The sequence below is a fragment of the Ligilactobacillus sp. RTP31139st1_D10_RTP31139_211217 genome (assembly GCF_040226755.1).
GTDB classification, from domain to species: Bacteria; Bacillota; Bacilli; order Lactobacillales; family Lactobacillaceae; genus Ligilactobacillus; species Ligilactobacillus animalis.
In genome coordinates this window covers 28,334-52,425 of record NZ_JBCOAR010000005.1, presented here as the reverse complement: position 1 = coordinate 52,425, position 24,092 = coordinate 28,334, and the positions used below count along the sequence as shown (strand labels likewise).

Here is a 24,092-nt window from a genome sequence, read left to right as displayed (position 1 = left end):
TAGTCTATTTATTTGCATAGAAATCTAAGTGATTTGCGTATCTTTAAAGTGAGGTTAAAATATATCAAACATTAGTTCGCAAAATGCTTGCTTTTTTTGAAAAAAATAAGTATGATATATGGTACAGAGTAATTGAACGTAGATTAGGAAACGTTCTTTGTGAGTAGATGACAAAGAGGAGGAGTAAATTTGGCTGACGAAAGACAAGTTGCTTTAGACAAAGCGCTCAAGAAGATCGAAAAAGATTTCGGTAAAGGTGCCATCATGAAGATGGGTGAAAAGGCTGATACCCAGATCTCAACTGTTCCAAGTGGTTCATTGGCCCTTGATGAAGCTTTGGGAGTAGGTGGTTTCCCACGGGGACGTATCGTAGAGATCTATGGCCCTGAAAGTTCTGGTAAGACAACAGTTGCCTTGCAAGCTGTGGCTGAAGTTCAAAAACAAGGCGGCCTAGCTGCCTATATCGATGCGGAAAATGCGCTTGATCCTGCTTATGCGACAGCTTTGGGCGTTAACATCGATGACTTGTTACTCTCCCAACCTGGTACTGGTGAAGAAGGGCTACAGATCGCAGATGCTTTGGTCTCTTCTGGGGCGGTAGATATCGTGGTCATTGACTCCGTAGCAGCTTTAGTTCCTAAGGCTGAGATCGAAGGTGAGATGGGTGATTCACACGTTGGGTTACAAGCACGTTTGATGTCTCAAGCTTTACGTAAACTTTCAGGTACGATCAACAAGACTAAGACGATCGCTTTGTTTATCAACCAGATCCGTGAAAAAGTCGGAGTGATGTTTGGTAATCCAGAAACGACCCCTGGTGGACGTGCGCTTAAGTTTTATTCGACGATCCGTTTGGAAGTTCGGCGTGCTGAACAGATCAAAGATGGTTCAGATGTTTTAGGTAACCGGACACGGATCAAAGTTGTGAAAAACAAGGTCGCACCACCATTTAGAACGGCAGAAGTCGATATCATGTATGGTGAAGGGATCTCGAAGATGGGTGAATTGATCGACTTAGCAGTTGAAAAAGATATCATCGAAAAGAGCGGGTCATGGTTCTCTTATGGTGGTAGCCATATCGGTCAAGGCCGTGAAAAGACAAAGGCTTACTTGAGTGAACATCCAGAAGTGGCCGACGAGATCACCCAAAAGGTTCGTGATACGCCAACGCTCACACAAAAAGAGAAGAAAGCACTCGAAAAAGAACAAAAAGCTAAGGAAAAAGAAGCGGCTAAAGTTGATAAAAAAGCAACTAACAAGCCGGTCAGTTTGGACTTAGGTAAAGACGACAAATAAACTTTAAAGAGTAGCCGTTTGCTAAGGCTACTCTTTTTTTGCGACACTTTTTAGATAAAAGGTCAAACAGACTGATAATGATTGACATTTACCAACATTAAACATTAAAATATTATTGTGTGTAAATTAGACCTAAGCCGTCGATTTACCACGATAAAATAGATCGCGGAGGTGCAAACTTGAACTATACTGTTATTAGTGCCATCCTCGCAATCGCTGTTTTGACTTTAGTGCTAGGTTTTGCTTTAGGAATCTTTTATCGAAAGCGTAGTTATGAACAATCGCTAGATGCCGCAACTCAAACGGCCAAAGGTATTATTGCTAGTGCCAAAAAAGAGGCTTTACTGGAAGCAAAAGATGAAAGTCATCGCTACCGTAAAGAAGTCGAAGGCGAATTGAAAGAGAGACGCTTTGAAGTTCAGAAACAAGAAAATCGTTTGTTGAAAAGAGAGGAGAACCTTGATCGCAAGGATTCGGTCTTAGACAAACGCGAACAAGCACTCACACAAAAAGAAGATCAGTTGAGTGCTGAGCAACAAAGATTAGATGCAAAGAGCAAAGAAGTCGCTTCGCTTGAACAAAAACAAAAAGATAAGCTGGAAGAAATCGCCGCTTTGACAAAAGACCAAGCTAAGGAGCTTATTCTTAAAGAGACGCGTAACAGTTTGAATTATGAATTAGCTGTGATGATCAAGGAAAGTGAAGCTCAAGCTCAAGCTACAGCTGATAAAAAGGCTAAGAGTTTGATCGCACAGGCTATCCAACGTAGCGCAGCTGATATGGTCTCCGAAACCACCGTCTCAGTCGTTAACTTACCAAATGATGAGATGAAAGGCCGCATCATCGGGCGTGAAGGGCGGAATATTCGCACACTTGAAACTTTGACAGGGATCGATCTGATCATTGATGATACGCCTGAAGCTGTCGTTTTGAGTGGTTTTGATCCGGTAAGACGCGAGATCGCCAAAATGGCCTTAGAGAAATTGATCCAAGATGGTCGGATCCATCCGGCACGCATCGAGGAAATGGTCGAAAAGGCCACTAAGGAAATGGATAGCCGGATCCGCCAGACTGGTGAAGAAGCTATCTTTGATCTTGGGATCCATTCAATGCACCCAGATTTGATCAAGACGGTCGGACGATTGAATTATCGGACAAGTTATGGTCAAAACGTATTGGATCATTCGATCGAAGTTGCTAAGATCACAGGGGTCCTTGCGGCTGAGTTAGGTGAAGACGTTACAATAGCGAAACGCGCAGGTTTACTACACGATATCGGAAAGGCAGTCGATCATGAAGTTGACGGCTCGCACGTTGAGATCGGGGTAGAATTGGCGAAGAAATATAAAGAAAACGATGTTGTTGTCAATACGATCGCATCCCACCACGGTGATGTAGCACCGAAATCAACGATCGCAGTTTTAGTTGCGGCAGCCGATGCTGTTTCAGCCGCACGTCCAGGTGCTCGAAGTGAATCGTTAGAAAACTACATTCACCGTCTTGAAAAATTGGAGAATATCTCTAATGAATTTGAAGGTGTGAAGAAGAGCTATGCGATCCAAGCCGGGCGTGAAGTTCGGATCATCGTTAAACCAAATGAGGTCAACGACCTTGAGGCAACTGTTTTAGCACGTGATATTCGAAATAAGATCGAAGAAGAACTTGAATATCCAGGGCATATCAAAGTTACCGTTATTCGTGAAACACGGGCGGTCGAATATGCTAAGTAATGGTTTTAGCAATTGTATCAAAAAAGCTGTAGTCCGATCAGGGCTACAGCTTTTTTATTAGGCATGACGTGCTTGTTTTAATTTCTCAGCTTGTTTAGCACTTAAGTTGCCTAGAGTGACTAAACGGTCTTCGATCAAGTCTAAAACGTAATTACGATCCGCCTGATTTTCGACAAAATCGTATTTATCACCATCGATGATCAATAGTTGAGAGAGTTCGTAATTTTTTTCAAAATCATCGTAATAGCGTAAGAGACGTTGGTAGTATTCGATCAATGAAGGATCAGTTGAGATCTGTTCATATTTACGCCCGCGCTTTTGGATCCGCTTGATCATCGTATCATAGGAAACTTTGATCAAGACCATCAGATCGGTATCGTTAGCGGGAGTAGCAGCCTTGAGTTCGGTCAACATATGTCCCAAAAGTTCTTGATAGGTCGCATATTCGATCTGAGTGGCATTTCCCATATTGGTATTCATCTTCATGAACATCGCATCTTCGTAGATCGAGCGATCGAGAATATTGTTTGGTTGCTGCATCGCTTGCTTCATCATCATAAAACGACGATTTAAAAAGAAAGTTTGTAAGAGATAGGCATAAGGATTAGTAGCATCCTTATCGCCAGCTTGACGCTTTTTGGCTGCTATCTCGTTGCCTTTGTAAAATAATGGTAAGACAGGGTTATCTTCAACGGGTTCAAAGAATGGCTCTGAGCCTAATTCTTGAGCCAAGATCTGTGTTAGGCTTGATTTACCTGATCCGATTATCCCAGCTAGTGTGATCATAGAAAGTTCATCCTCTCGGTTAATGTACTTAACTATCTTACATTTTTAACGCTTGTTTTTCAATTGAAATTGGCGGGGATCCCCCTACCTTTAGACTGGGGTGGTTGACATGGTGGATTACTTGACTAATTGTTACGAGAGGCATATATTTCTCTATGTAAAATTTTTTATGGGCAGACTGTAGGTAAGATGATAGCCTGCCAGAAAGGCTTGTGAGACAATGAAAAAACAAAAAAGACAGCTATTTTTAGGGCCTTTGATCACACTGGGGATCGTCTATGGTGATATAGGGACCTCGCCTTTGTATGTGATGAAAGCTTTATTAGCGGATTTAGGAAGTCCCAAATACCTGACCCGTGAATACCTTATTGGCTGTCTCTCGTTAGTTTTTTGGACATTGATGCTGATGACGACGATCAAATATGTTTTGATCGCATTGAAAGCAGATAACCACGGTGAAGGGGGGATCTTTGCCCTCTATGCTTTGGTACGCCATCAAAAAAAGTGGCTGATCGTTCCCGCATTGATCGGTGGGGCAGCTTTGTTGGCTGATGGGACCCTGACCCCAGCAGTGACTGTTACCAGTGCGATCGAAGGGTTGAAGGGAGTTGCATTTGGTAAAAATGTTCCGATCGCATCGCAAAATAGTGTGATCATCGTAACGTTTGTGATCTTATTAGTGTTATTTTTGATCCAGCGATTTGGGACGAGTTTGATCGGTAAAGGTTTTGGCCCGGTGATGTTTATCTGGTTTAGCTTTTTAGCGATCGTTGGTCTCATCAATTTAGCTAGCGATCCGGGGATGTTAGCTGCCTTGTCACCACATTATGGGTTAAAATTACTGTTTTCACCCGAAAATAAAGTTGGGATCTTTATTTTGGGGAGCGTATTTTTGGCAACGACTGGGGCTGAGGCGCTGTATTCAGATATGGGCCATGTTGGAAAACGCAACATCTATTTAACTTGGCCCTTTGTCTGCACGGCACTTGTATTGAATTATTTTGGCCAAGGAGCATATTTGAGTACACATCTAGCTCAGATAAAAGCTCAAACTAACTTTGAAAATCCATTCTATGCTGTTTTGGGTCCAGATTGGTATTTGTTTGGTGTAGTTTTGGCAACGTTAGCGGCTATTATCGCGTCCCAAGCTTTGATCACGGGGTCATTTACCTTGGTCCAAGAAGCGGTTGGGTTAAAACTTTTACCCCGGATGAAAGTTGAGTATCCAAGTCTTTCCCGCGGGCAGATTTATATTTCTGCAGTCAATTGGTTATTGTGCTTGACTACGACGATCGTGTTATTTTACTTTAAGACTTCTGAGCATATGGAAGCAGCTTACGGTCTAGCAATCACCTTGACGATGCTGATGACCACATTATTATTATTTGAGTATCTGCGATTTAAAGAAAAACCGCTAAGTGCTGTTTTGGTCTTAAGTTGTTTTAGTGTGATCGAATTGATATTTTTAGCTGCTAGCTTGAGTAAATTCATGCATGGTGGTTATGTGACGGTCTTTATCACCTTATTGATCTTAGGCTTGATGTTTGTTTGGTTCTTTGGAAATCGGCTACGTGAGCGTTATGCAGATCGCTCCGAGATGATCAATTTAAAGGATTATAAGTCAATGTTACAAGCACTAGCCAAAGATGAAAGTGAACCACTTTTTACAGATAACTTGATCGTTTTAGCTAAAGTAAAACGCGATCTTAGTGTCAAACGTGAATTGCTGTATTCGATCTTAGATAAAAAGCCTAAGCGCGCTAAAGTCTACTGGTTCGTGACGGTCAATACGACCGATGAACCATACACTAACTACTATACAGTTGATATGCTTGGCACGCGTAATATCGTCAATTTACAGTTATATTTAGGCTACAAGATGAATCCAAGCGTCAACTTATATCTCTATCAGATAGTTTCTGATCTGATGCAAAAAGATGTCATCGATGAACAGCCGCAAAAGTATACAACAGCTCCTGGTCGGATCGTGGGTAACTTTTCTGTTTTAGCGATCCAAGAAGTTTTATCGCCAGATACTCGGATCCCGGCTTGGATGCGTTTGTTGATCTCGGCCCGGATCTTTATCCAAAATCACAGTACGACACCAGTTCAGTGGTTTGGCCTTGAAACTAGTGAAGTCCACCTAGAAAAGGTCCCGCTTTTCTTGAAGAAACGTTCGGTACCTGTGATCGAGCAACGGGTCATCTTAAATCCTAAGGACATCAAACGCAGTACTTGCGAATAGTTGATCGCACCCAGTTATTGGGTGCTTTTTCGTGTTTTCCTTAAAATTAAATGTGTTTGTGTGTTTTTTTATAGATTATACGGATAAAATTATTATATTTAGAAAAATAGTTCGATTTTTATTTTGACAATTATAGGTCACTTTGTTATGCTTAAAGCAACTTGAGGGCTGATCAAGATCTTGATAGCCGCTGGGAATAGTGTGGTAGCGGTGGGACCCCCAAGCTTTTGAACAGAGCTTGTTTGAAAATAACCAGGAAAGGATATGCTATATCACTTTCGGTCGTATTTTATGCGATCCCACATAGATATGGCGGGCACTTAGATTGAGTAATCGAATTAGTATTGTGATGGGCAGCTATTCTGATTGGGAGACCATGAAAAATACAGCTGCTGTTTTAGATGAATTTGGTGTAAAATATGATAAGGCTGTGATCTCAGCTCATCGGATGCCCGAAGAAATGATGACATTTGCTAAAGACGCTGTAGATAATGGAGTCGAAGTGATCATTGCGGGTGCTGGTGGTGCGGCTCATCTACCTGGGATGGTCGCTGCTAATACTGTTTTGCCAGTTATTGGTGTTCCCGTCCAATCGCGGGCATTAAATGGCCTAGATTCATTGTTATCGATCGTTCAGATGCCAGCGGGGGTTCCAGTCGCAACTACTGCGATCGGTGTGGCAGGCGCTAAAAATGCCGCTCTATTGGCGTTGCAGATCCTGGGTGTTACCGATAAGACGATCCAAAAAGACCTACTTGCTTATCGCCAGGAAATGCATGATAAAGCTGTAGAAAGCGGTGATCTTCTTGGCTGATGCAGTGCAACTCAAACAAGGACAGACGATCGGGATCATCGGTGGTGGACAATTGGGGCAAATGCTAGTTTTATCGGCTAAAGCGATGGGGCTAAAGACGATCATTTTAGATCCTGATGCCACTTGTCCAGCTGGACAGGCAGCTGATGCACAGATCGTGGCGCCATATGACGATTTTTCGGCTTTAGAAGAACTAGCCAAGCGAGCTGATGTCTTGACTTATGAGTTTGAAAATGTCGATCTAGCAGCTTTAGAACATTTAACAGATGCTAAATTATTGCCTCAAGGGACAAAACTACTACGGATAACTAAGAATCGCTTAGCTGAAAAGACTTTTTTGCATGAGCACGGCTTAAAGACCGCTCCATTTAGAGCAGTCAAGACAAAGACAGAGCTTGAACAAGCAGTAGCTCAGTTAGGTTTGCCAAGTATTTTAAAGACTTGTGAAGGGGGCTATGACGGTAAAGCCCAGTTTACACTCAAAGAAAAGGCTGATCTTGACGCTGCCAGTGAATTACTCGCGCAAGGAACATGTATCTTAGAAGGATTTGTGAACTTTTCTTTGGAGTGCTCTGTTATGGTCGCGCGAAATGCTAAGGGTGAAGTGACAGTCTTTCCGGTCAGTGAAAACATCCATCGTAACCATATCTTGCATGAAAGTATCGTACCGGCTCGGATCACACCAAAGGAACAGCAAAAAGCGCAAGCCATCGCAATAAAGATCGCCCAAAGTTTGAATTTACGCGGGATCTTGGGGGTTGAACTTTTTGTAGAGCCGGACGGTGAGATCTACGTCAATGAGCTAGCACCCCGCCCGCATAATTCAGGACATTATTCGATCGAAGCCTGCAACTTCTCGCAATTTGATGTACATAATCGGGCGGTCATGAATTGGCCAATGCCGAAGATCGAATTGTTGAAACCAGCTATTATGGTCAATATTTTAGGGCAACATAAGGCTTTAAGTGAAGACTTGATCGCCCAAAAGCCACAATGGCATTTCCATGACTATGGGAAAAAAGATGTTAGAGTCGATCGTAAGATGGGGCATATTACGATCTTGACTGACGATCTAGAACAGACTTTAGCTGAGATCAAAGCAACTCAAGTTTGGGATTAAAACAATTAAAGGAGAATCATTAATGATTTCACGTTATACACGGCCTGAAATGGCTGCAATTTGGACAGATGAGAAAAAATTTGAATGTTGGTTAGCAGTTGAATTGGCAGCTGATGAAGCCTGGGCTAAATTAGGCCATATTCCAGCTGAAGATGTCGAAAAATTAAAGCAAAATGCTAAATTTGACGTTGACCGCATTCAAGAGATCGAAGCGGTGACTCACCATGATGTGATCGCATTTACACGTAATGTCTCTGAATCATTGGGTGAAGAAAAAAAATGGGTCCACTATGGCTTGACCAGCACAGACGTGGTCGATACAGCTTATGGCTATCAATTAAAACAAGCTAACGATATCATCCGAAAAGATCTCGAAGACTTTACGCAGATCGTAGCTGATAAAGCACGGGAACATAAAAATACCGTGATGATGGGTCGGACTCACGGTGTTCATGCTGAACCAACAACATTTGGTGTGAAATTAGCTCGTTGGTATTCAGAAATGAAGCGCAATATCGAACGTTTTGATCGTGCAGCTAAGGGTGTCGAAGCCGGCAAGATCAGTGGTGCGGTCGGGACATATGCTAATATCGATCCTTTTGTTGAAGAATATGTCTGCGAAAAATTAGGGATCCGTGCCCAAGAAGTGTCGAGCCAAGTCTTACCACGTGATCTGCATGCTGATTACATGGCTTCCTTAGCTTTGATCGCTACAAGTTTGGAAGAATTTGCAACTGAGATCCGTGGATTACAAAAATCAGAGACGCGTGAAGTCGAAGAATACTTTGCTAAGGGGCAAAAGGGTTCATCTGCAATGCCACACAAGCGTAACCCGATCGGCTCAGAAAATATTTGTGGTTTAGCTCGTGTTTGCCGTGGTCATATGGTCACAGCTTATGAAAATGTTGCTTTGTGGCATGAACGTGATATCTCGCACTCTTCTGCCGAACGTATCATCTTACCAGATACAACGATCTTGATCGATTACATGTTGAATCGCTTTGGTCGGATCGTGAAGAACTTGACTGTTTTCCCAGAAAACATGAAGCGCAATATGGATAAGACATTTGGCTTGATCTACAGTGGTCGGGTCTTGTTAAAGTTGATTGATACTGGGATGAGTCGTGAAGAAGCTTATGACCTTGTGCAACCATATACAGCTAAAGCTTGGGATGAACAAACACAGTTCCGTCCATTGCTTGAAAGTGATGCAACGATCATGAGCCGCTTATCTAAAGAAGATCTTGATGATGCATTCGATTATCACTGGCACTTGAAACATATTGATGATATTTTTAAACGTGTTGGTTTAGAATAGTGTCTATAATATAAATTTAATATTTAAAAAGCCTTGATCGGTGGAGTTGGTTCCATGTGATCGAGGCTTTTTTATGCTTTTATAAAAAAATCATAATATATTTTGATAAAAGTTATGAAGTTTATGAAAAAATTAAGGAGTAAATATATTGATAACGGTTTCTTTATTAGATGCGATAAGGATGAAAATAATATATATAATCTTAGGTATATTATTTGATATTGTTATGTAGTTTATGGTGTTTGTAGAGGTTGGGAGGATTGATACAAAAATTGATTTTAAGCTATATGTATAACTTTGGGTTAGTTTTTGGTAAGGAAAGGAGATGAAGAGGATGAAAACTAAATTGGTGAGAAATGTATGCGCTTTACTTTTGATCATTTGCCTACTTTTACCATTACTTGGTCAAAGTGTACAGGCTTATGGAGATAATATTAAACCAGTGTACACTACTGACGATACAGGAACTTATCCAACAGATTCTTGGAAACCAACAGGTCAAGAAAATGTCATCAACCATCAAGGTGGGACCGTCAGTGGTTGTGACAATAATACGAATTGGAGTGGTGATCCAAGTGATACCACTAATTCATACCTTAAACACGGCAATGTGGATGATCCGGATTTTATGATTCGAAAATTCGCACGTGAGACTGCTACTCCAGGTACTTTTGATGTATTTTTGAATGTTCGCGGTAATTCGGTCCGCCAAGAAAAAACGGTTGATGTAGTTTTCGTGGTTGATACCTCGGGTAGTATGGGGGATAGTGAGCGGTTAGACAATGTTAAGGCTGGGATCAATGATTTTATCGATAATGTTGAAAAGGCGAAACTAGGCGATAATATCCGTGCAGGGCTAGTGAGCTATGACGATACGGCTATTGTACAGGAAAATTTAGATACAGTTTCTAACAATGGGACGAGTCTAAAGAGCACAGTTAAAGCTTTGGAAGCTGGAGGTGGGACCTTTATACAAGACGGATTGTATAAAGCCAAGGATATATTTAGTGGGAGTAAAAGTGATGAAAAGATGATCATTTTGCTAACTGATGGTGCCCCCACATATTCTTACCATGTAGAAAGTGCAATAAGTGAAGGTGGAGAAGTTTATGGAGAAACTTTCGACTACGAGAAATCGGAAGGCATTGGTAGCAGTGAGAATTTTCCATCATCTTTCTTCTGGGATATGACGTATACAGTTGATGGTTTTAAAATAGATAGTACTTGGCCAGCTACATTAGGTGAGGCAAGAAATATAAAAAATAGTACTGATATTGTTATTAATGTCTTGGGTATAAGTATTGCTGATAAATATAGCGCTAAAATGGAACTGCTGGCTAATAAAGGTCATTATTCGCGACAATCATCATCGAAGGGTATCAAAGAGTATTTAGAGAGTCAAGCTGACAATGTTATCAGTAGTTTTGATACCATTAAAAATGGTAGTATAGTGATCCCATTAGGGGAACAATACGAATTTGCTAGTGAACAAGTTGGTATTACTTCTGTAGGGGAAAATGAACTTTCTCGGCTAGAAGCACCTTGGGCAAAAGAATATGAAGATCATATTGATATTGGCAAGATCAATCTTGGTAAGGGAGATGAAGTTCAGTTTCACTACCAAGTTCGCTTAAAGACGGGGACGGCTGATTTTGTGCCAAATAAGTGGTATCCGATGAGTGGAGAAACGGTGTTGACAGCTGATGAGATCCCAGGCGCAAAATTTGGGATCCCATCTGGAAAAGCTTCGGGAACGACGATCGATATCACTAAAGAGTGGAAGACTTTTAGTCAAACAGAATTGCCAGAAAACATCGGTTTCAAAGTCATTCGTAAAGTTGCTGGAGACGATGAGTGGCAAACAGCTGGTGGTGTATTGACTGCCGGTGACAAGTGGCAAAAGACTTTTGATAAATTGACATTAGCTGACGGTCAAGAAGTAGCCTTAGCTAAATATAATAAGCTTGGGGTTGACTACAACTATCAAGTCAGCGAAGAAACTGCCGTAGAGGGCTTTAACACGAAGATCGAACATCTTGGTGAAAATAAATGGCGCATCATCAATACTGAGTTAGGTCTACAGGTCGAAAAACGTGCTAGTCCAAGTGATGCTAAGTTAGATGGCGCCGAGTTCAAGTTAGTCAAATACAGTGACGAATTTGTAACTGAAGATCCAAGTTTCAACGAGAAACTAGTTGCTAATAGCAAGGATATCATGAGTGGCCTTAAAAATGGGCACTACGCTTTGATCGAGACCAAAGCGCCAACTGGGTATCAAGCCGAGCCAAATGCGCTCAAGTTCAGCATCAAAAATGGAAAATTCTTCGATGAAGCAAATAACGAGATCACTGCAACCAATTTGGAAGCGGGGCAAGATGGTTTTTATTTGAATTTTTCAAATGATAGCGCTTATATCTTGACAGGTGTTAAATATAATATACTTAAACCATTTACGTTGAATTTGACCAAAACAGATACTAAGGGCAAACAGCTCTCTGGGGCTGAATTTGAGTTAGTGAATGCTAAGGGTGAACAGATCAAATTCGAATACGCTAATGACGCTAAAACTAAGCTCAAGTTCAGTGGTTTAACTCCAGGCGAGTACACGTTGACAGAGACAAAAGCTCCAGTAGATCACAAACTTTTGACTGCACCACTTAAATTCACCATCACAGAAGCTGGCAAAGTCGAGTTTGAGAACGAGCCTAAAGATGTCAAAGTCGAATTAACTACAGGTGATGATCAAAATACACTTGATTTTAGGGTCGAAAATACACCACTGAAAACGGGGAGCGTAAGCGTTGCAAAATATACTACGAATGGTCAGCCTCTAGCCGATGCTAAATTCAAGTTGATCCGTTACACCGATGCGTGGCAGACCCAAGATGGATCTTTTGAAAAGACGATCACTGCTGATAGCGAAAATGTTTTAGATGATCTTAAATCCGGGCATTATGGGCTCCAAGAGATCAGCGCTCCAGCCGGGTATCAGCTCGATGAGAGTGTGGTCAAATTCAAATGGGAAGACGAAAAGTGGTTCGATGAAAATGGAAAAGAGATCACAGCCGCTAAGACTGAAAAGTTAGATCAACTTTATCTAGATCAGACTAATGCTGAAAAATTGATCATTTCCCGGGCGAACCGCTTAAAAGATACTGATCTGACCATCAAAAAAGTTAATGCCTTGACCCAAAAGACATTGGCCGGGGCTGAATTTGAATTAACGGATGAAACAGGTCAACGTTATGATATCACTACAACTGAGGATGGAATCTTTACAGTAACTAACTTACGTCCAGGTGCATATGTCTTAAAAGAAGTCAAAGCGCCTGCTGGTTATGTGAAATTAAGTGATGAGATCGAATTTACGATCACTGAAGATGGTGAGTTGAACGGTAAAGGTAATTTAAAACTGACTACGACGGGGCATAACTTGATCGAGTTAAAAGTCAATAACTTCCCAGCTGGGATCTTACCAGAAACAGGTGGACCAGGTCTTTGGCTCTATGTACTCATTGGATCGGTCTTGGCCGGATCTGCTTTTGTCGCTAGACGCTTTATCATCAAGAAGCGGGGGGTGTAGGTCATGAAAAAAGTATTCAAATCGATACTCTTATTGATCGCACTTTGTCTGCCGCTTTTGGGACAAAGAGTCAGCGCTGATGTAACAGAAGAACCCTTACAAGTTGTAGTTCAGCATCAGTTTGAAAATCCTGATGGCAGTGAGCTAGTTTACGGAGCAGATATCGCTTTATCGCTCTATGATATCTCTAAGCAATATCAAGCGCAAGAAACGCCAGCTGATGCGCAGAAATTCATCGAAAGTTTCTCTCAGTTGTCAGCACAACAGTTAAGGCAGTATTTGGCAGATAACAAGATCAAAAAAGTCGAAACTGTGACGACCGATGTTATGGGAAAAGCTCATTTTAAAGTAGCAGGCAATGATAATGCGTATTTGATCGTGCAAGATCAGGCAATCAAGGGCCAAACGATCTTACCGCTAGCATTTTCGTTACCGCTACAAAATGAAGATGGAACACCTAAAAATACGGTGGAGCTTTACACCAAGCCGGTCAAATTGACGAGTTGTGCGTATTTTTATAAATACGGTGTCAATGGCGACAAGCAGATAGCATTAGCGGATGCGCAATTTGTCTTAGGGCAAGAAGTTGCCGGTGAAAAGCAATATCTTGCAATAGATGAAACAAGTTTTGTAGCTAGTGATGATCCGGCTAATGATACCCGGGTCAAGAAGTTTACTTCCGATGAACAAGGTCTGGTCTTGCACGATTCTGAATTAGCACCGGGACAATACTTCTTTAGTAAAGTCAAAGCACCAAATGGCTACAGCATTTCTGAAGCGGCTAAACGGATCGCAGTGACTGTTGCTGATGACATGCAGATCACAGTGGCGGGCGTTCAATTAGTTGAATTGGTAGCTGGGATGGTCCCAAGTAGTTTTACGACCGCACCTAAGATCTTAAACTATGCCATTTCAGAAGATAAGCCAAATCAAACACCGACCGTACCGACTGATAATGGAAATAACGATAACACTTCCTTTGATAACAGTGGGCCAAAAGGGTCAAGTGTTGGTGGAATGTTAGCCCAATTGGGTGAGAAGAAAGGCCTGGTCTCTTTGATCGGGATCTTACTGGTAAGTTTTGCAGTTGTTGAATTCATACGTCAAAGAAAAAAAAGAGGTGGGAAAAATGAAAAATAAACTTAAAGCGCTCTTTATGAGTTTGTTGTTAGTTGCTTCGGTTTTGATCCTAAGTTTGGCTAGTGCAAAGACAGTCAATGCGGATGAAAATATTCCAGAAAATGTCAATATCACAGTACACAAACGCGTCTTTAAGGATGGTAATTTGCCAGGAGATAAGCCAAATACTGGTGATCTGATGCCAGACTTTGGTGGGGAAGCCTTACCTAATGTTGGATTTACAGTCTATGATATTACAGAAGAGTATATCAAAAAACTAGCTGAAACAAAGGATGCTCAAACGGCTACAGATGCGATGGTCAATAAGTATACTGATGCTAAGCCAGCTACTGTAGCGGCTGAACAAAAATTGACCGATAAAAATGGGGATGTGACTTTTGAAGGTCTAGCTACTAAAGTTGATGACAAATTCAAGACATATATTGTTTTAGAAACTAAATCACCAAGTGCGATCACGACTAAATCTGCTCCGATGGTCTTAACAATGCCAATGTATGCGTACGATGATAAAGGTGAAGTGACCAGCAAGGTCTTAGAAAATATCCATGTCTATCCAAAGAACGCGGAAAATGAGGATAGTTATGAAGGTAAGCTCACTAAAGAATTGTTAGATGACACAGTTCACCACCACACTAATGCATGGGGCGTAAATGCGATCGATGATATGATCTTATCTCCGCGTGTTGGTCGTTTGCTTCAATACAAGGTAACTTACAATGTGCCTGCGACAACGATCTTTGATGCTGACAATGGTTTGACGATCGTCGATGATCCGGGTATTGGTATCGTGTTACCAGAAAAAGTTGCTAAAGACGCCAATGGTAAAGCAGTCGATACGATCGTTGATTCCTTGAACTCAAACGCTCAAGTTGCTAACGTGGTAGCGACCTACAATGGTAAAACAGTCGATGCTGAAGTCAAACATCATGAAGATAAACAACAAGGTGGGAACTCCTATTTTGAAATGAAGATCACGGGTGAACAAAATGCTGATCTAGCTGGGGAAACATTAGAGATCACTTACTATGCTTATTTAGCTAAGACAGAAGCTTCAATGGATGATCCGGTAGATAACAAGGTCACAGTTACAGCCGATACAACTAAAGATGATCAGACTTCAACTGAAGGTGAAACGACACGTGTGACAACACCATTTGCTTTGCGTGCTGCTATAGTCCTTGAAAAAACAGCTGAAAAGCCATTAGCTGTAGGTGGTTACAACTTCCAAAAGATCGATGCTCAATCAGGTAAAGCTTTAGTAGGTGCAAAATTTGTAGTCTTTGATACAGAAACTGATAATCCAAAGCAATCTGGTTATGTGAAATTCAACAAGAGTGCTAATGGTCGAAATGACCTCAAATGGGTGAAAGATAGCAGTGATGCGACCGTTTATACTTCTGATAAAAATGGTAGGATCAAATTGGACTATCTACCATATGGTGATTATAAATTAGTCGAGATCGAAGCGCCAACAGGCTATGCTAAGGGTGAAGCGCTAGACTTTAAGGTTGCTAAGGATACGTATCAAAAGACCGAAAATGCACCAATTGAAGTTAAAAATGCTAAGAAAGGTCTGTTACCTTCAACTGGTGGTTACGGGATCTATATCTTCTTAGTGATCGGTCTTGCTTTAATGGGCGGTGCTTATGTTTGGTTCCGTCGTGTTAGAAAAAATGACAATGTCTAAGTCAAATTAGACTAAAAAGAGGCGGGGAAACTTGACCTCTTTTTTATTACACTTCAGAAAGGATGAGCTATGAAAAAAACAAAGCAAAAAGGTGTTTGGCTCCAAGTTGGTTTGATCATAGTTTTTATCATTGGCGTCATTATCGCGCTCTACCCCTTTTACGTCGGGGCTTTGAATAATTTTATCGATCGTTATCGGGTGGGGCAGATCGCCCGTGAAAATACGCAGCAGAATGCTACACGTTTGGCCAAGTTAGAGGCTAAGAATAAACAAGCAACTGAAAAGGCAAAAAACGATCCCTTTAAAAATACTTCGAATAAGACAAAGGTCGATCTAAAGAAACATTTGATCGGTAAGGTGATCATCCCTAAGATCGCGGTCGATATTCCGCTGTTTGATACGACAAATAGTCAAACGATCCAGTATGGAGCTGCCGTTTTAGATGGGACCGCTTATCCAGTCGGTGGAAAAGGGACACACAGTGTAGTATCCAGCCACCGTGGTCTACCTGAGCGAAAATTATTTACTGATCTCAACAAATTAAAAAAAGGTGATATCTTTATTTTTGAAGTCTACAATAAAAAGCTCGCTTATCAGATCGAAGAGATAAAGACTGTGTTACCAAGCGATACATCGATCTTACAAGCTGAGCCAGGGCGAGATCTAGCCTCACTTTTGACTTGCACCCCGTACATGTTGAATACACATCGTTTGGTGCTAAAGGGTCACCGGATCCCGTATACTGCCAAAATGGACGAACAAAGTAAAGATGCAGTCTGGCGCAATTTTATCAAAAATATGCTGATCTTACTCGCCTGTGCGCTAATATTTGGTTGGCTACTCTATCTTTTAGTTACTACGATCTATGGTGCACTATTGAAGAAGCAAAAATTTGATCTAGAATTTTATTGTGTCGCTGCTGATGGTCGGCCGCTCAGTGGCAAAAAATTTGGCTTATATGACAAGCGAGGCAAAAAACTTTTACAGCGCAATGGGCGACCGTATTTAGTCAAAAGCGATGCCAAAGGTAAAGTTCGTTTCGCCCATTTGCCGGGTGGACTCTATAGTATTTTGTTGGAAGATGCTACGAGAAAGGAACGGATGGTAGTGGGTATCAAGAAACGTAGTGAGCAGCAGGGGAAATTTTATCCTAAGAAGTGGCAACGACCTAAAGTGATACATCTGGATAATGGATATAATTGGATCTTTTGAATGATAAAATTCGTGTTTTGGTATGTTTGTGTGCCAAAACACGAACTTTATTTTGTTGTTTTATATATTTAAGTTTATATTTTTAAAATTTTAACAATAAATATTCGGTATTTTTGTTGACGTGATAGAAGGAGTTTGTTATCTTATAGATGTAAATTATCGAATTATATTTGTTGTATGTCGTTTTAAAGTTCGTTTTTAAAGTTAAAGGAGCAAAAATATAGCCATGGGCGAAGTAATTTATACAGGAAAAGCAAAACAAATGTGGAGCACAGATGATCCAGAAGTCTTACGGGTCGTTTATATGGATCAGGCAACTGCTTTGAATGGCAAGAAAAAAGATCAGATCAAGGGTAAAGGTCAGATCAATAATGAGATCTCGACATTGGTCTTTGAATATTTAGCTAAACAAGGGATCAAGACCCACTTCATCAAAAAGTTATCCCCGACAGAAGAATTGGTACATAAAGTTGAGATCATTCCACTCGAAGCGGTGACCCGTAATATAGCTACTGGACACTTTGTCACCCGCTTTGGAGTTGAAGATGGTCTGGTGTTTGAGACACCAGTTGAAGAAACATACTACAAAAGTGATGCTTTAGATGATCCTTTCATCAATGAATCACAGACTTTAGCCCTTGGTTTAGCAACTAAAGCCGAACTCACCGAGATCTGGGAGCTTTCGCGCAAGACAAATCAATTGCTAACAGAATTATTTGCTAAAGCTGATCTGACTTTAGTGGACTTCAAACTTGAATTTGGTCGTTTGAGTGATGGAACTTTAGTCTTAGCAGATGAATTTTCACCTGATAATTGCCGGCTTTGGGATAAAAAAACTAAAGCTCATATGGATAAAGATGTTTATCGACAAGATCTAGGTGAGTTGACTCCAGTTTATGAAGAAGTTTTGGCCCGCTTACAACAAGCTTTAAAGGAGGAAAAATAATGACTGACGTAAGAATCTATGTGACCTATAAGGAATCTGTCTTTGATCCCCAAGGTGACACGATCAAACAAGCGATCCATGCATTAGGGCATGATGAAGTCAAAGATGTTAAGGTAGGTAAATTTTTTGATGTGACTCTTGATCCAAGTAAAAAAGATATCGAAACTGCCGTCAAAGAAGTCGCGGAAGAATTACTGGTCAATTTCAATCTTGAAACTTATCGCTATGAGATCATGGAGGAAGCCTAATGAAGATCGCAGTCGTTGTTTTTCCAGGATCCAATTGTGATATCGATCTCTACGAAGCTTTGCATATGGTTTTGGATGCAGATGTAGAGTACGTTTCGCATAAATGTGAAGACCTAAGTGCTTTTGATGCCGTGATGCTACCCGGTGGCTTTTCTTATGGAGATTACTTGCGTTGTGGTGCGATCGCGCGTTTTTCCAAGGTCATGCCTGAGATCGTAAAAATGGCCAAAGCAGGTAAACCGGTCTTTGGAACTTGCAATGGTTTCCAGATCTTGACCGAAGCTGGTCTGTTGCCAGGTGCCTTGAAACAAAATGATAGTTTGAAATTTGTTTGCAAGACAGTACCTTTAAGAGTTGAAAACACTAAAACACCATTTACCCACCAATATCGACAAGATGAAGTGATCGAATTGCCGATCGCCCATGCTGATGGCAGTTACTTTGCCGATGAAGCTACTTTAGCGGAACTGGAAACTAATGGACAAGTTGTTTTCCGCTATGTTGACGAAAATCCCAATGGTAGTTTGCATGATATTGCGGGGATCTGCAATAAACAAGGCAATGTTTTGGGGATGATGCCACACCCAGAACGAGCGGTAGAAGCTTTATTAGGCAATGAGGATGGCTTACGCGTCTTCAGATCATTATTGGAAAATGGCACAGTTAAAACGGAGGAAAGCTAATGGCTGAAATGACACCAGAAGAGATCAAAACCCAAAAACCATATCTTGAATGGGGTTTGACACAAAAAGAATACGATTATATCTGTGATGAATTGCTCCAGCGTTTACCAAACTATACAGAAACAGGTTTATTTTCGGTCATGTGGAGTGAGCACTGTTCTTATAAGAAGTCTAAGCCAGTTTTACGCTTATTTCCTACCAAAAATGAACGTGTTTTACAAGGACCGGGGGAAGGTGCCGGGATCGTTGATATCGGCGATGGTTTAGCGGTCGTTTTCAAAGCTGAAAGTCACAATCATCCTTCTGCCGTTGAACCCTATGAAGGAGCCGCAACTGGGGTCGGTGGGATCTTGCGCGATATTTTCAGTATGGGTGCACGACCTGTTGCCTCACTTGACTCATTACATTTTGGCGAATTGACGGATGCGCGGACCAAATACTTAGTCAATGGTGTCGTAGCAGGGATCGGCGGTTATGGTAACTGTATGGGGATCCCAACTGTCGGCGGTGAGATGACTTTTGATGAATGTTATCGTGGCAACTGCTTAGTTAATGCGATGAGTGTCGGCTTGATGGAACAAAAAGACATGCAAAAAGGTCGCGCGACTGGTGTTGGTAATGCGGTGATCTATGTTGGTGCTAAGACCGGACGTGATGGGATCCACGGTGCAACTTTTGCGTCAAGTGATTTCAGTGACGAAAAAGAGACACAACGTTCAGCTGTTCAGGTCGGTAATCCATTTATGGAAAAATTACTCATGGAAGCTTGCTTGAAATTGACCCATGACCATAAGGATTGGTTGGTCGGGATCCAAGATATGGGAGCAGCAGGGATCGCTTCATCATCTTGTGAAATGGCCTCAAAGGCGGACAGTGGCTTGGTCTTAGAGTTAGATAAAGTGCCACAACGTGAAAGTGAAATGTCAGCTTATGAGATCATGTTGTCTGAATCGCAAGAACGGATGTTACTTTGTGTGCATAAAGGATATGAAGAAAAGGTCATCGAATTGTTCAAAGATTTTGACCTTGAAGCTGTTGTGATCGGGCGTGTAACGGATGATGGTCAGTATCTTTTGAAACATCATGGCCAAGTAGTCTGTGATATCCCAGTCAAAACTTTGACGGATGATGTTTTAGAAGAACCGAGCCAAGAAAGAGTACCACAACGTTTGCTCGAAGCTAAGGAAATGCCACAATGGGTCCCAACAGTCACCGATCCTAAACAAACTTTACTCGCATTGTTGCAACAACCAACGATCGCTTCAAAAGAAATGTTTACGCAGACTTATGATTCACAAGTGCGCACGAGCACAGTCTTAGGGCCGGGAAGCGATGCCGGTGTGATCAGAGTTCGCAAAACAAACAAAGCCTTAGCGATGACGACCGATGGCAATGGACGTTTTATCTATTTAGACCCAAAGATCGGTGGACAGATGGCAGTCGCTGAAGCCTGTGCTAATGTTATCTCTAGTGGTGCTTTACCGCTAGCAATGACAGATTGCTTGAATTATGGTGATCCTAATGACCCTGAGATCTATTATGAACTACACCATTCGGTCGCGGGGATGGCCCAAGCCTGTGAAGCCTTTGATACACCAGTTATTTCAGGAAATGTATCCTTATATAACGAAACCAATGGTGAAGCGATCTACGGAACTCCAATGGTCGGGATGGTCGGTTTGATCGAGGATGTAAAACGCATCATCCCTTCGACTGTAAAAAATGCGGGTGACGCTTTGTATTTAGTTGGTGCCAAGACAAAAGCCGATTTTTCAGGTAGCGAGATCCAAAAGATGCAAACTGGTAAGATCTTTGGCGCGCTAAATGAATTAGATCTACCTAATTTGAATAAGGTAATGAAACAACTTTTAACAGCCATGCAAAATGGTTTGGTCACGAGCAGTCACGATGCTAGTGAAGGTGGTTTGGGTGTTTGTTTAGCCGAAACATTATTCAATAGTGATCTGGGGGCTAAAGTAACGTTAAACTTGAGTAGTTCAGATTTCTTTAGTGAAACGCCCGGTCGTTTTATCGTCAGTGTTCCGCAAGCTAAGCGCACTGAATTTGAAAAAACTTTAGGGACAGCGCAGATCTTCTTAGGTGAAGTAGATGGCGGATCCAAGTTAGCCGTGACCTTAACTGATGCAAAATTTGAAGTTGAAGTAAGCGAAGCACAAAAATTATGGGAGGAAGCGATACCGTGCCTCATGAAATCAAAGGATTAAACGAAGAATGTGGTGTCTTTGGTGTTTTTGATACTAAAAAGGCCAATCAGCTGACATATTTTGGTTTACACAGTCTACAACACCGCGGTCAAGAAGGTGCAGGGATCGTCTCAAGTGATGGCACCAAGCTCAAACAATTCAGAAATAAAGGTTTATTGGCGGAAGTCTTTGCTAATGAAGCTGATCTGGATAGTTTAGATGGGAATGCTGCGATCGGTCATGTTCGCTATGCCACTAGTGGTAACGATTCGATCAACAATCTCCAGCCTTTTTTATTCAACTTTTATGATGATGAAGTTGCCTTGGCACATAACGGTAATTTGATCAATGCTAAAAGTCTTAGGCGGCAATTGGAAAAAGCGGGTTCGGTTTTTCACTCTAATTCTGATACCGAGATCTTGATCCATTTGATCAGGCAAAAGCGCGATCTGGATTTTATCGATGCCTTAAAAGCCAGTTTAAATGAAGTCAAGGGTGGCTTTGCATTTCTATTGTTGCAAAAGGATCGCTTGATCGCAGCGTTAGATCCTAATGGCTTTCGTCCGTTATGCATCGGACAACTTAAAAATAAAGCCTATGTCGTTGCAAGCGAGACCTGTGCTTTGGATATGATCGGCGCTAAATTTGTCCGGGATGTCGAACCCGGTGAACTGATCATCATTGATAAAGATGGTCTGCACATCGATAACTATACTGACGACACTAAATTGGCAGTTTGTTCGATGGAATACATTTATTTTGCGCGGCCCGATTCGATCATTCATGGGGTCAATGTGCATACTGCGCGTAAACGGATGGGGCGTCTGTTAGCCAAAGAACAGCCAGTTGATGCTGATATCGTGATCGGTGTTCCCAATTCATCTTTATCAGCTGCTTCGGGTTTTGCGGAAGAAGCTGGCTTACCATATGAAATGGGGTTGATCAAGAGTCAATATGTAGCTAGGACTTTTATTCAGCCGACCCAAGAATTGCGTGAACGTGGTGTCAAATTAAAACTTTCGGCTGTGCGTGGGGTCGTTGAGGGTAAAAAAGTTGCGATCATTGATGATTCGATCGTTCGTGGTACAACTTCTAAGCAGATCGTGAAACTTTTAAAAGAGGCGGGTGCTAAAGAAGTACATATGCGGATCGCTTCACCCCCATTGCGCTTTCCATGTTTTTATGGGATCGATATTTCAACTAGGGCAGAATTGATCGCAGCTGATCACAGTGTGCAAGAAATCTGTGAGTTGATCGGGGCTGATTCACTGGGCTTTTTGAGCACGGAAAGTCTGATCAAGGCGATCGATATCCCGAGTGGTAGAAAAGTCGAAAATGGCGGGCTAACAGTTGCTTATTTCGATGGCAAATATCCGACCCCGCTGTATGATTATGAAGCTGATTATTTAGCCTCACTCAAGCAACAAGAAGAAAGGAATTTTTTGCGATGAGTCGTTATCAAGAAGCTGGTGTTGACGTTAATGCTGGGTATGAAATGGTCAAAAAGATCAAACAAGATGTTGCTTCGACCGCACGTTTAGGGATGCTAGGTAGTCTAGGAAGTTTTGGCGGGATGTTTGATCTAAGTGTCTTAGATCTAAAAAGCCCGGTCTTAGTTTCAGGAACTGATGGTGTAGGGACGAAATTGATGATCGCCCAGGCATTAGATAAGCATGATACGATCGGGATCGATTGTGTCGCGATGTGCGTCAACGATATTTTAGCTCAAGGGGCTGAACCGTTATATTTTTTAGATTATATCGCAACTGGAAAAAACGATCCGGCTAAAATGGCGCAGATCGTTTCTGGTGTGGCAGAAGGCTGTCGTCAAGCTGGAGCGGCTTTAGTCGGTGGCGAAACGGCTGAAATGCCTGATATGTACGCCCCAACTGAATATGATCTAGCTGGTTTTGCTGTCGGAGCGGTCGAAAAGAGTAAGCTTTTGGATGAAAGCCAGCCTAAAGCGGGCATGAAATTGATCGGTCTACCTTCAAGCGGGCTACACTCGAATGGATTTTCATTAGTCAGACAGATCTTATTCAAAGATCATCAGGTAGACTTGGCCGACCGCCCAGCAGCACTTTCAGGTAAAAGTGTTGGTGAAGTATTGTTAGAACCCACGCGGATCTATGTTAAAGCTGTTTTGCCATTGATAAAACAAGGCTTGATAAGTGGTGTTAGTCATATCACAGGCGGTGGCTTGATCGAAAATTTACCACGTATGTTTGGCGACGAGCTACAGGCACGCTTAGATTATACCTCATGGGACAAACCGGCGATCTTTGGGTATTTGAGAGATCTAGGTGAGTTAGAGCAAGCTGATTGTTTAGAGACTTTCAACTTAGGGATCGGGTTAGTTTTAGCCGTTGCACCGCAAAATGTTCCAGCGGTCAAAGACTTATTACAGCAGGCAGCTGAGCCATTTTACGAGATCGGTGAACTGGTAAAACGGCCTGAAAATGCAGCTAAGATCGAGATCGATTTTTAAGGGGTGATTTGATGCGCACAGCAATTTTTGCATCGGGCAGTGGTTCAAATTTTGAAGTTTTAGCCCAAAAATTCCAAGCCGGCGAATTCAAGGCTGAGCTGGTGCTATTATTTAGTGACCATCCAGACGCTTTTGTGATCAAACGGGCCCAGAAATTAAAGGTCCCCTATGAGACTTTTACGGTCAAAGAATGCGGGGGCAAAGTTTTGTATGAAAAACGTATTATGGAGATCTTGGAGAAGTATCAGATCGATTTTATCATCTTGGCGGGCTATATGCGTGTTTTAGGTGAAGAGATCGTTTTAGCTTATGATAAGCGGATCGTTAATCTACACCCAGCGTATTTACCTGAATATCAAGGTCTACATGCGATCGAACGGGCTTTTAGCGATCATCAGACGCAAGGTAAAAGTCAGACCGGCGTGACGATCCATTATGTCGATACTGGCTTAGATACGGGCCCAGCGATCTTACAAAAGCATGTCCCGATCTATCCAGATGACACGTTAGAAACGCTCGAACAGCGGATCCATGCGTGTGAACATGAATTGTATCCTCAAGCACTAAAGCAGATATTTAAAGGAGAGTAAGC

At 41.8% G+C, this 24,092-nt stretch carries 18 protein-coding genes; 17 read left to right on the top strand and 1 reads right to left on the bottom strand.

Features of this window, described 5'->3' with window-relative positions; all coding sequences use genetic code 11:
* Window positions 1-189: 189 nt before the first annotated feature.
* Both recA and rny read left to right on the top strand, forming a co-directional pair.
* Window positions 190-1,296: a recombinase RecA gene (recA, locus tag ABT996_RS04215; protein WP_010689242.1), complete on the top strand. Its 1,107-nt coding sequence runs from the start codon at window positions 190-192 to the stop codon at window positions 1,294-1,296.
* 179 nt (window positions 1,297-1,475) lie between these two features.
* Window positions 1,476-3,026 carry a ribonuclease Y gene (gene rny / locus ABT996_RS04210; RefSeq protein WP_010689241.1) on the top strand — a complete coding sequence of 517 codons (1,551 nt, stop codon included), beginning with the start codon at window positions 1,476-1,478 and terminating at the stop codon, window positions 3,024-3,026.
* 57 nt (window positions 3,027-3,083) lie between these two features.
* Here the strand turns inward: rny and ABT996_RS04205 are convergent, their stop codons facing one another.
* A complete protein-coding gene (locus tag ABT996_RS04205) occupies window positions 3,084-3,812 on the bottom strand; it encodes a deoxynucleoside kinase (protein ID WP_035449306.1) in 729 nt (242 codons plus the stop codon).
* Between the two features lie 220 nt (window positions 3,813-4,032).
* Between ABT996_RS04205 and ABT996_RS04200 the strand changes: the two genes are divergently transcribed.
* From ABT996_RS04200 to purN, 15 genes are all read left to right on the top strand, one after another.
* Window positions 4,033-6,057 (top strand): KUP/HAK/KT family potassium transporter, encoded by a 2,025-nt coding sequence (locus tag ABT996_RS04200; protein WP_035449303.1) that lies wholly within the window; start codon window positions 4,033-4,035, stop codon window positions 6,055-6,057.
* A 325-nt stretch (window positions 6,058-6,382) separates the two neighbouring features.
* Complete coding sequence (purE, locus tag ABT996_RS04195) at window positions 6,383-6,871, top strand: 5-(carboxyamino)imidazole ribonucleotide mutase (protein ID WP_029507334.1); 489 nt, start codon at window positions 6,383-6,385, stop codon at window positions 6,869-6,871.
* Window positions 6,855-7,991 carry a 5-(carboxyamino)imidazole ribonucleotide synthase gene (gene purK, locus ABT996_RS04190; RefSeq protein ID WP_103050394.1) on the top strand — a complete coding sequence of 379 codons (1,137 nt, stop codon included), beginning with the start codon at window positions 6,855-6,857 and terminating at the stop codon, window positions 7,989-7,991. Before purE ends, purK begins: the two co-directional genes overlap by 17 nt.
* A 22-nt stretch (window positions 7,992-8,013) precedes the next feature.
* Window positions 8,014-9,309 (top strand): adenylosuccinate lyase, encoded by a 1,296-nt coding sequence (gene purB / locus ABT996_RS04185; protein ID WP_010689236.1) that lies wholly within the window; start codon window positions 8,014-8,016, stop codon window positions 9,307-9,309.
* A gap of 334 nt (window positions 9,310-9,643) precedes the next feature.
* On the top strand, window positions 9,644-12,892 hold the full coding sequence (locus ABT996_RS04180) for a VWA domain-containing protein (protein ID WP_035449296.1): 3,249 nt from the start codon (window positions 9,644-9,646) through the stop codon (window positions 12,890-12,892).
* Between the two features lie 3 nt (window positions 12,893-12,895).
* Window positions 12,896-14,032, top strand: coding sequence for a SpaA isopeptide-forming pilin-related protein (locus ABT996_RS04175; RefSeq protein ID WP_035449293.1), 1,137 nt, complete (start codon window positions 12,896-12,898; stop codon window positions 14,030-14,032).
* Window positions 14,022-15,719, top strand: a complete 1,698-nt coding sequence (locus tag ABT996_RS04170; protein ID WP_035449290.1) for a SpaH/EbpB family LPXTG-anchored major pilin — start codon at window positions 14,022-14,024, stop codon at window positions 15,717-15,719. Before ABT996_RS04175 ends, ABT996_RS04170 begins: the two co-directional genes overlap by 11 nt.
* Before the next feature lie 69 nt (window positions 15,720-15,788).
* Window positions 15,789-16,931, top strand: coding sequence for a class C sortase (locus tag ABT996_RS04165; protein WP_010689233.1), 1,143 nt, complete (start codon window positions 15,789-15,791; stop codon window positions 16,929-16,931).
* A gap of 226 nt (window positions 16,932-17,157) precedes the next feature.
* On the top strand, window positions 17,158-17,877 hold the full coding sequence (gene purC / locus ABT996_RS04160; protein ID WP_010689232.1) for a phosphoribosylaminoimidazolesuccinocarboxamide synthase: 720 nt from the start codon (window positions 17,158-17,160) through the stop codon (window positions 17,875-17,877).
* Window positions 17,877-18,125 carry a phosphoribosylformylglycinamidine synthase subunit PurS gene (gene purS, locus ABT996_RS04155; protein WP_010689231.1) on the top strand — a complete coding sequence of 83 codons (249 nt, stop codon included), beginning with the start codon at window positions 17,877-17,879 and terminating at the stop codon, window positions 18,123-18,125. Before purC ends, purS begins: the two co-directional genes overlap by 1 nt.
* On the top strand, window positions 18,125-18,808 hold the full coding sequence (gene purQ / locus ABT996_RS04150; RefSeq protein ID WP_010689230.1) for a phosphoribosylformylglycinamidine synthase subunit PurQ: 684 nt from the start codon (window positions 18,125-18,127) through the stop codon (window positions 18,806-18,808). The genes purS and purQ overlap by 1 nt, the downstream gene beginning before the upstream one ends.
* A complete protein-coding gene (gene purL / locus ABT996_RS04145) occupies window positions 18,808-21,033 on the top strand; it encodes a phosphoribosylformylglycinamidine synthase subunit PurL (protein ID WP_010689229.1) in 2,226 nt (741 codons plus the stop codon). Before purQ ends, purL begins: the two co-directional genes overlap by 1 nt.
* On the top strand, window positions 21,009-22,463 hold the full coding sequence (purF, locus tag ABT996_RS04140; protein WP_035449287.1) for an amidophosphoribosyltransferase: 1,455 nt from the start codon (window positions 21,009-21,011) through the stop codon (window positions 22,461-22,463). Before purL ends, purF begins: the two co-directional genes overlap by 25 nt.
* Complete coding sequence (gene purM / locus ABT996_RS04135) at window positions 22,460-23,500, top strand: phosphoribosylformylglycinamidine cyclo-ligase (RefSeq protein WP_035449285.1); 1,041 nt, start codon at window positions 22,460-22,462, stop codon at window positions 23,498-23,500. The genes purF and purM overlap by 4 nt, the downstream gene beginning before the upstream one ends.
* A gap of 11 nt (window positions 23,501-23,511) precedes the next feature.
* Window positions 23,512-24,090, top strand: coding sequence for a phosphoribosylglycinamide formyltransferase (purN, locus tag ABT996_RS04130; RefSeq protein ID WP_010689226.1), 579 nt, complete (start codon window positions 23,512-23,514; stop codon window positions 24,088-24,090).
* The last annotated feature ends 2 nt before the right edge of the window (window positions 24,091-24,092 follow it).

Coding starts and splice junctions, on each gene's coding strand:
- ABT996_RS04200 (WP_035449303.1), top strand. CDS start 4,033: ATGAAAAAACAAAAAAGACAGCTATTTTTAGGGCCTTTGATCACACTG.
- ABT996_RS04205 (WP_035449306.1), bottom strand. CDS start 3,812: ATGATCACACTAGCTGGGATAATCGGATCAGGTAAATCAAGCCTAACA.
- ABT996_RS04175 (WP_035449293.1), top strand. CDS start 12,896: ATGAAAAAAGTATTCAAATCGATACTCTTATTGATCGCACTTTGTCTG.
- purC (WP_010689232.1), top strand. CDS start 17,158: ATGGGCGAAGTAATTTATACAGGAAAAGCAAAACAAATGTGGAGCACA.
- ABT996_RS04180 (WP_035449296.1), top strand. CDS start 9,644: ATGAAAACTAAATTGGTGAGAAATGTATGCGCTTTACTTTTGATCATT.
- ABT996_RS04170 (WP_035449290.1), top strand. CDS start 14,022: ATGAAAAATAAACTTAAAGCGCTCTTTATGAGTTTGTTGTTAGTTGCT.
- purB (WP_010689236.1), top strand. CDS start 8,014: ATGATTTCACGTTATACACGGCCTGAAATGGCTGCAATTTGGACAGAT.
- purN (WP_010689226.1), top strand. CDS start 23,512: ATGCGCACAGCAATTTTTGCATCGGGCAGTGGTTCAAATTTTGAAGTT.
- purM (WP_035449285.1), top strand. CDS start 22,460: ATGAGTCGTTATCAAGAAGCTGGTGTTGACGTTAATGCTGGGTATGAA.
- purQ (WP_010689230.1), top strand. CDS start 18,125: ATGAAGATCGCAGTCGTTGTTTTTCCAGGATCCAATTGTGATATCGAT.
- purS (WP_010689231.1), top strand. CDS start 17,877: ATGACTGACGTAAGAATCTATGTGACCTATAAGGAATCTGTCTTTGAT.
- ABT996_RS04165 (WP_010689233.1), top strand. CDS start 15,789: ATGAAAAAAACAAAGCAAAAAGGTGTTTGGCTCCAAGTTGGTTTGATC.
- purL (WP_010689229.1), top strand. CDS start 18,808: ATGGCTGAAATGACACCAGAAGAGATCAAAACCCAAAAACCATATCTT.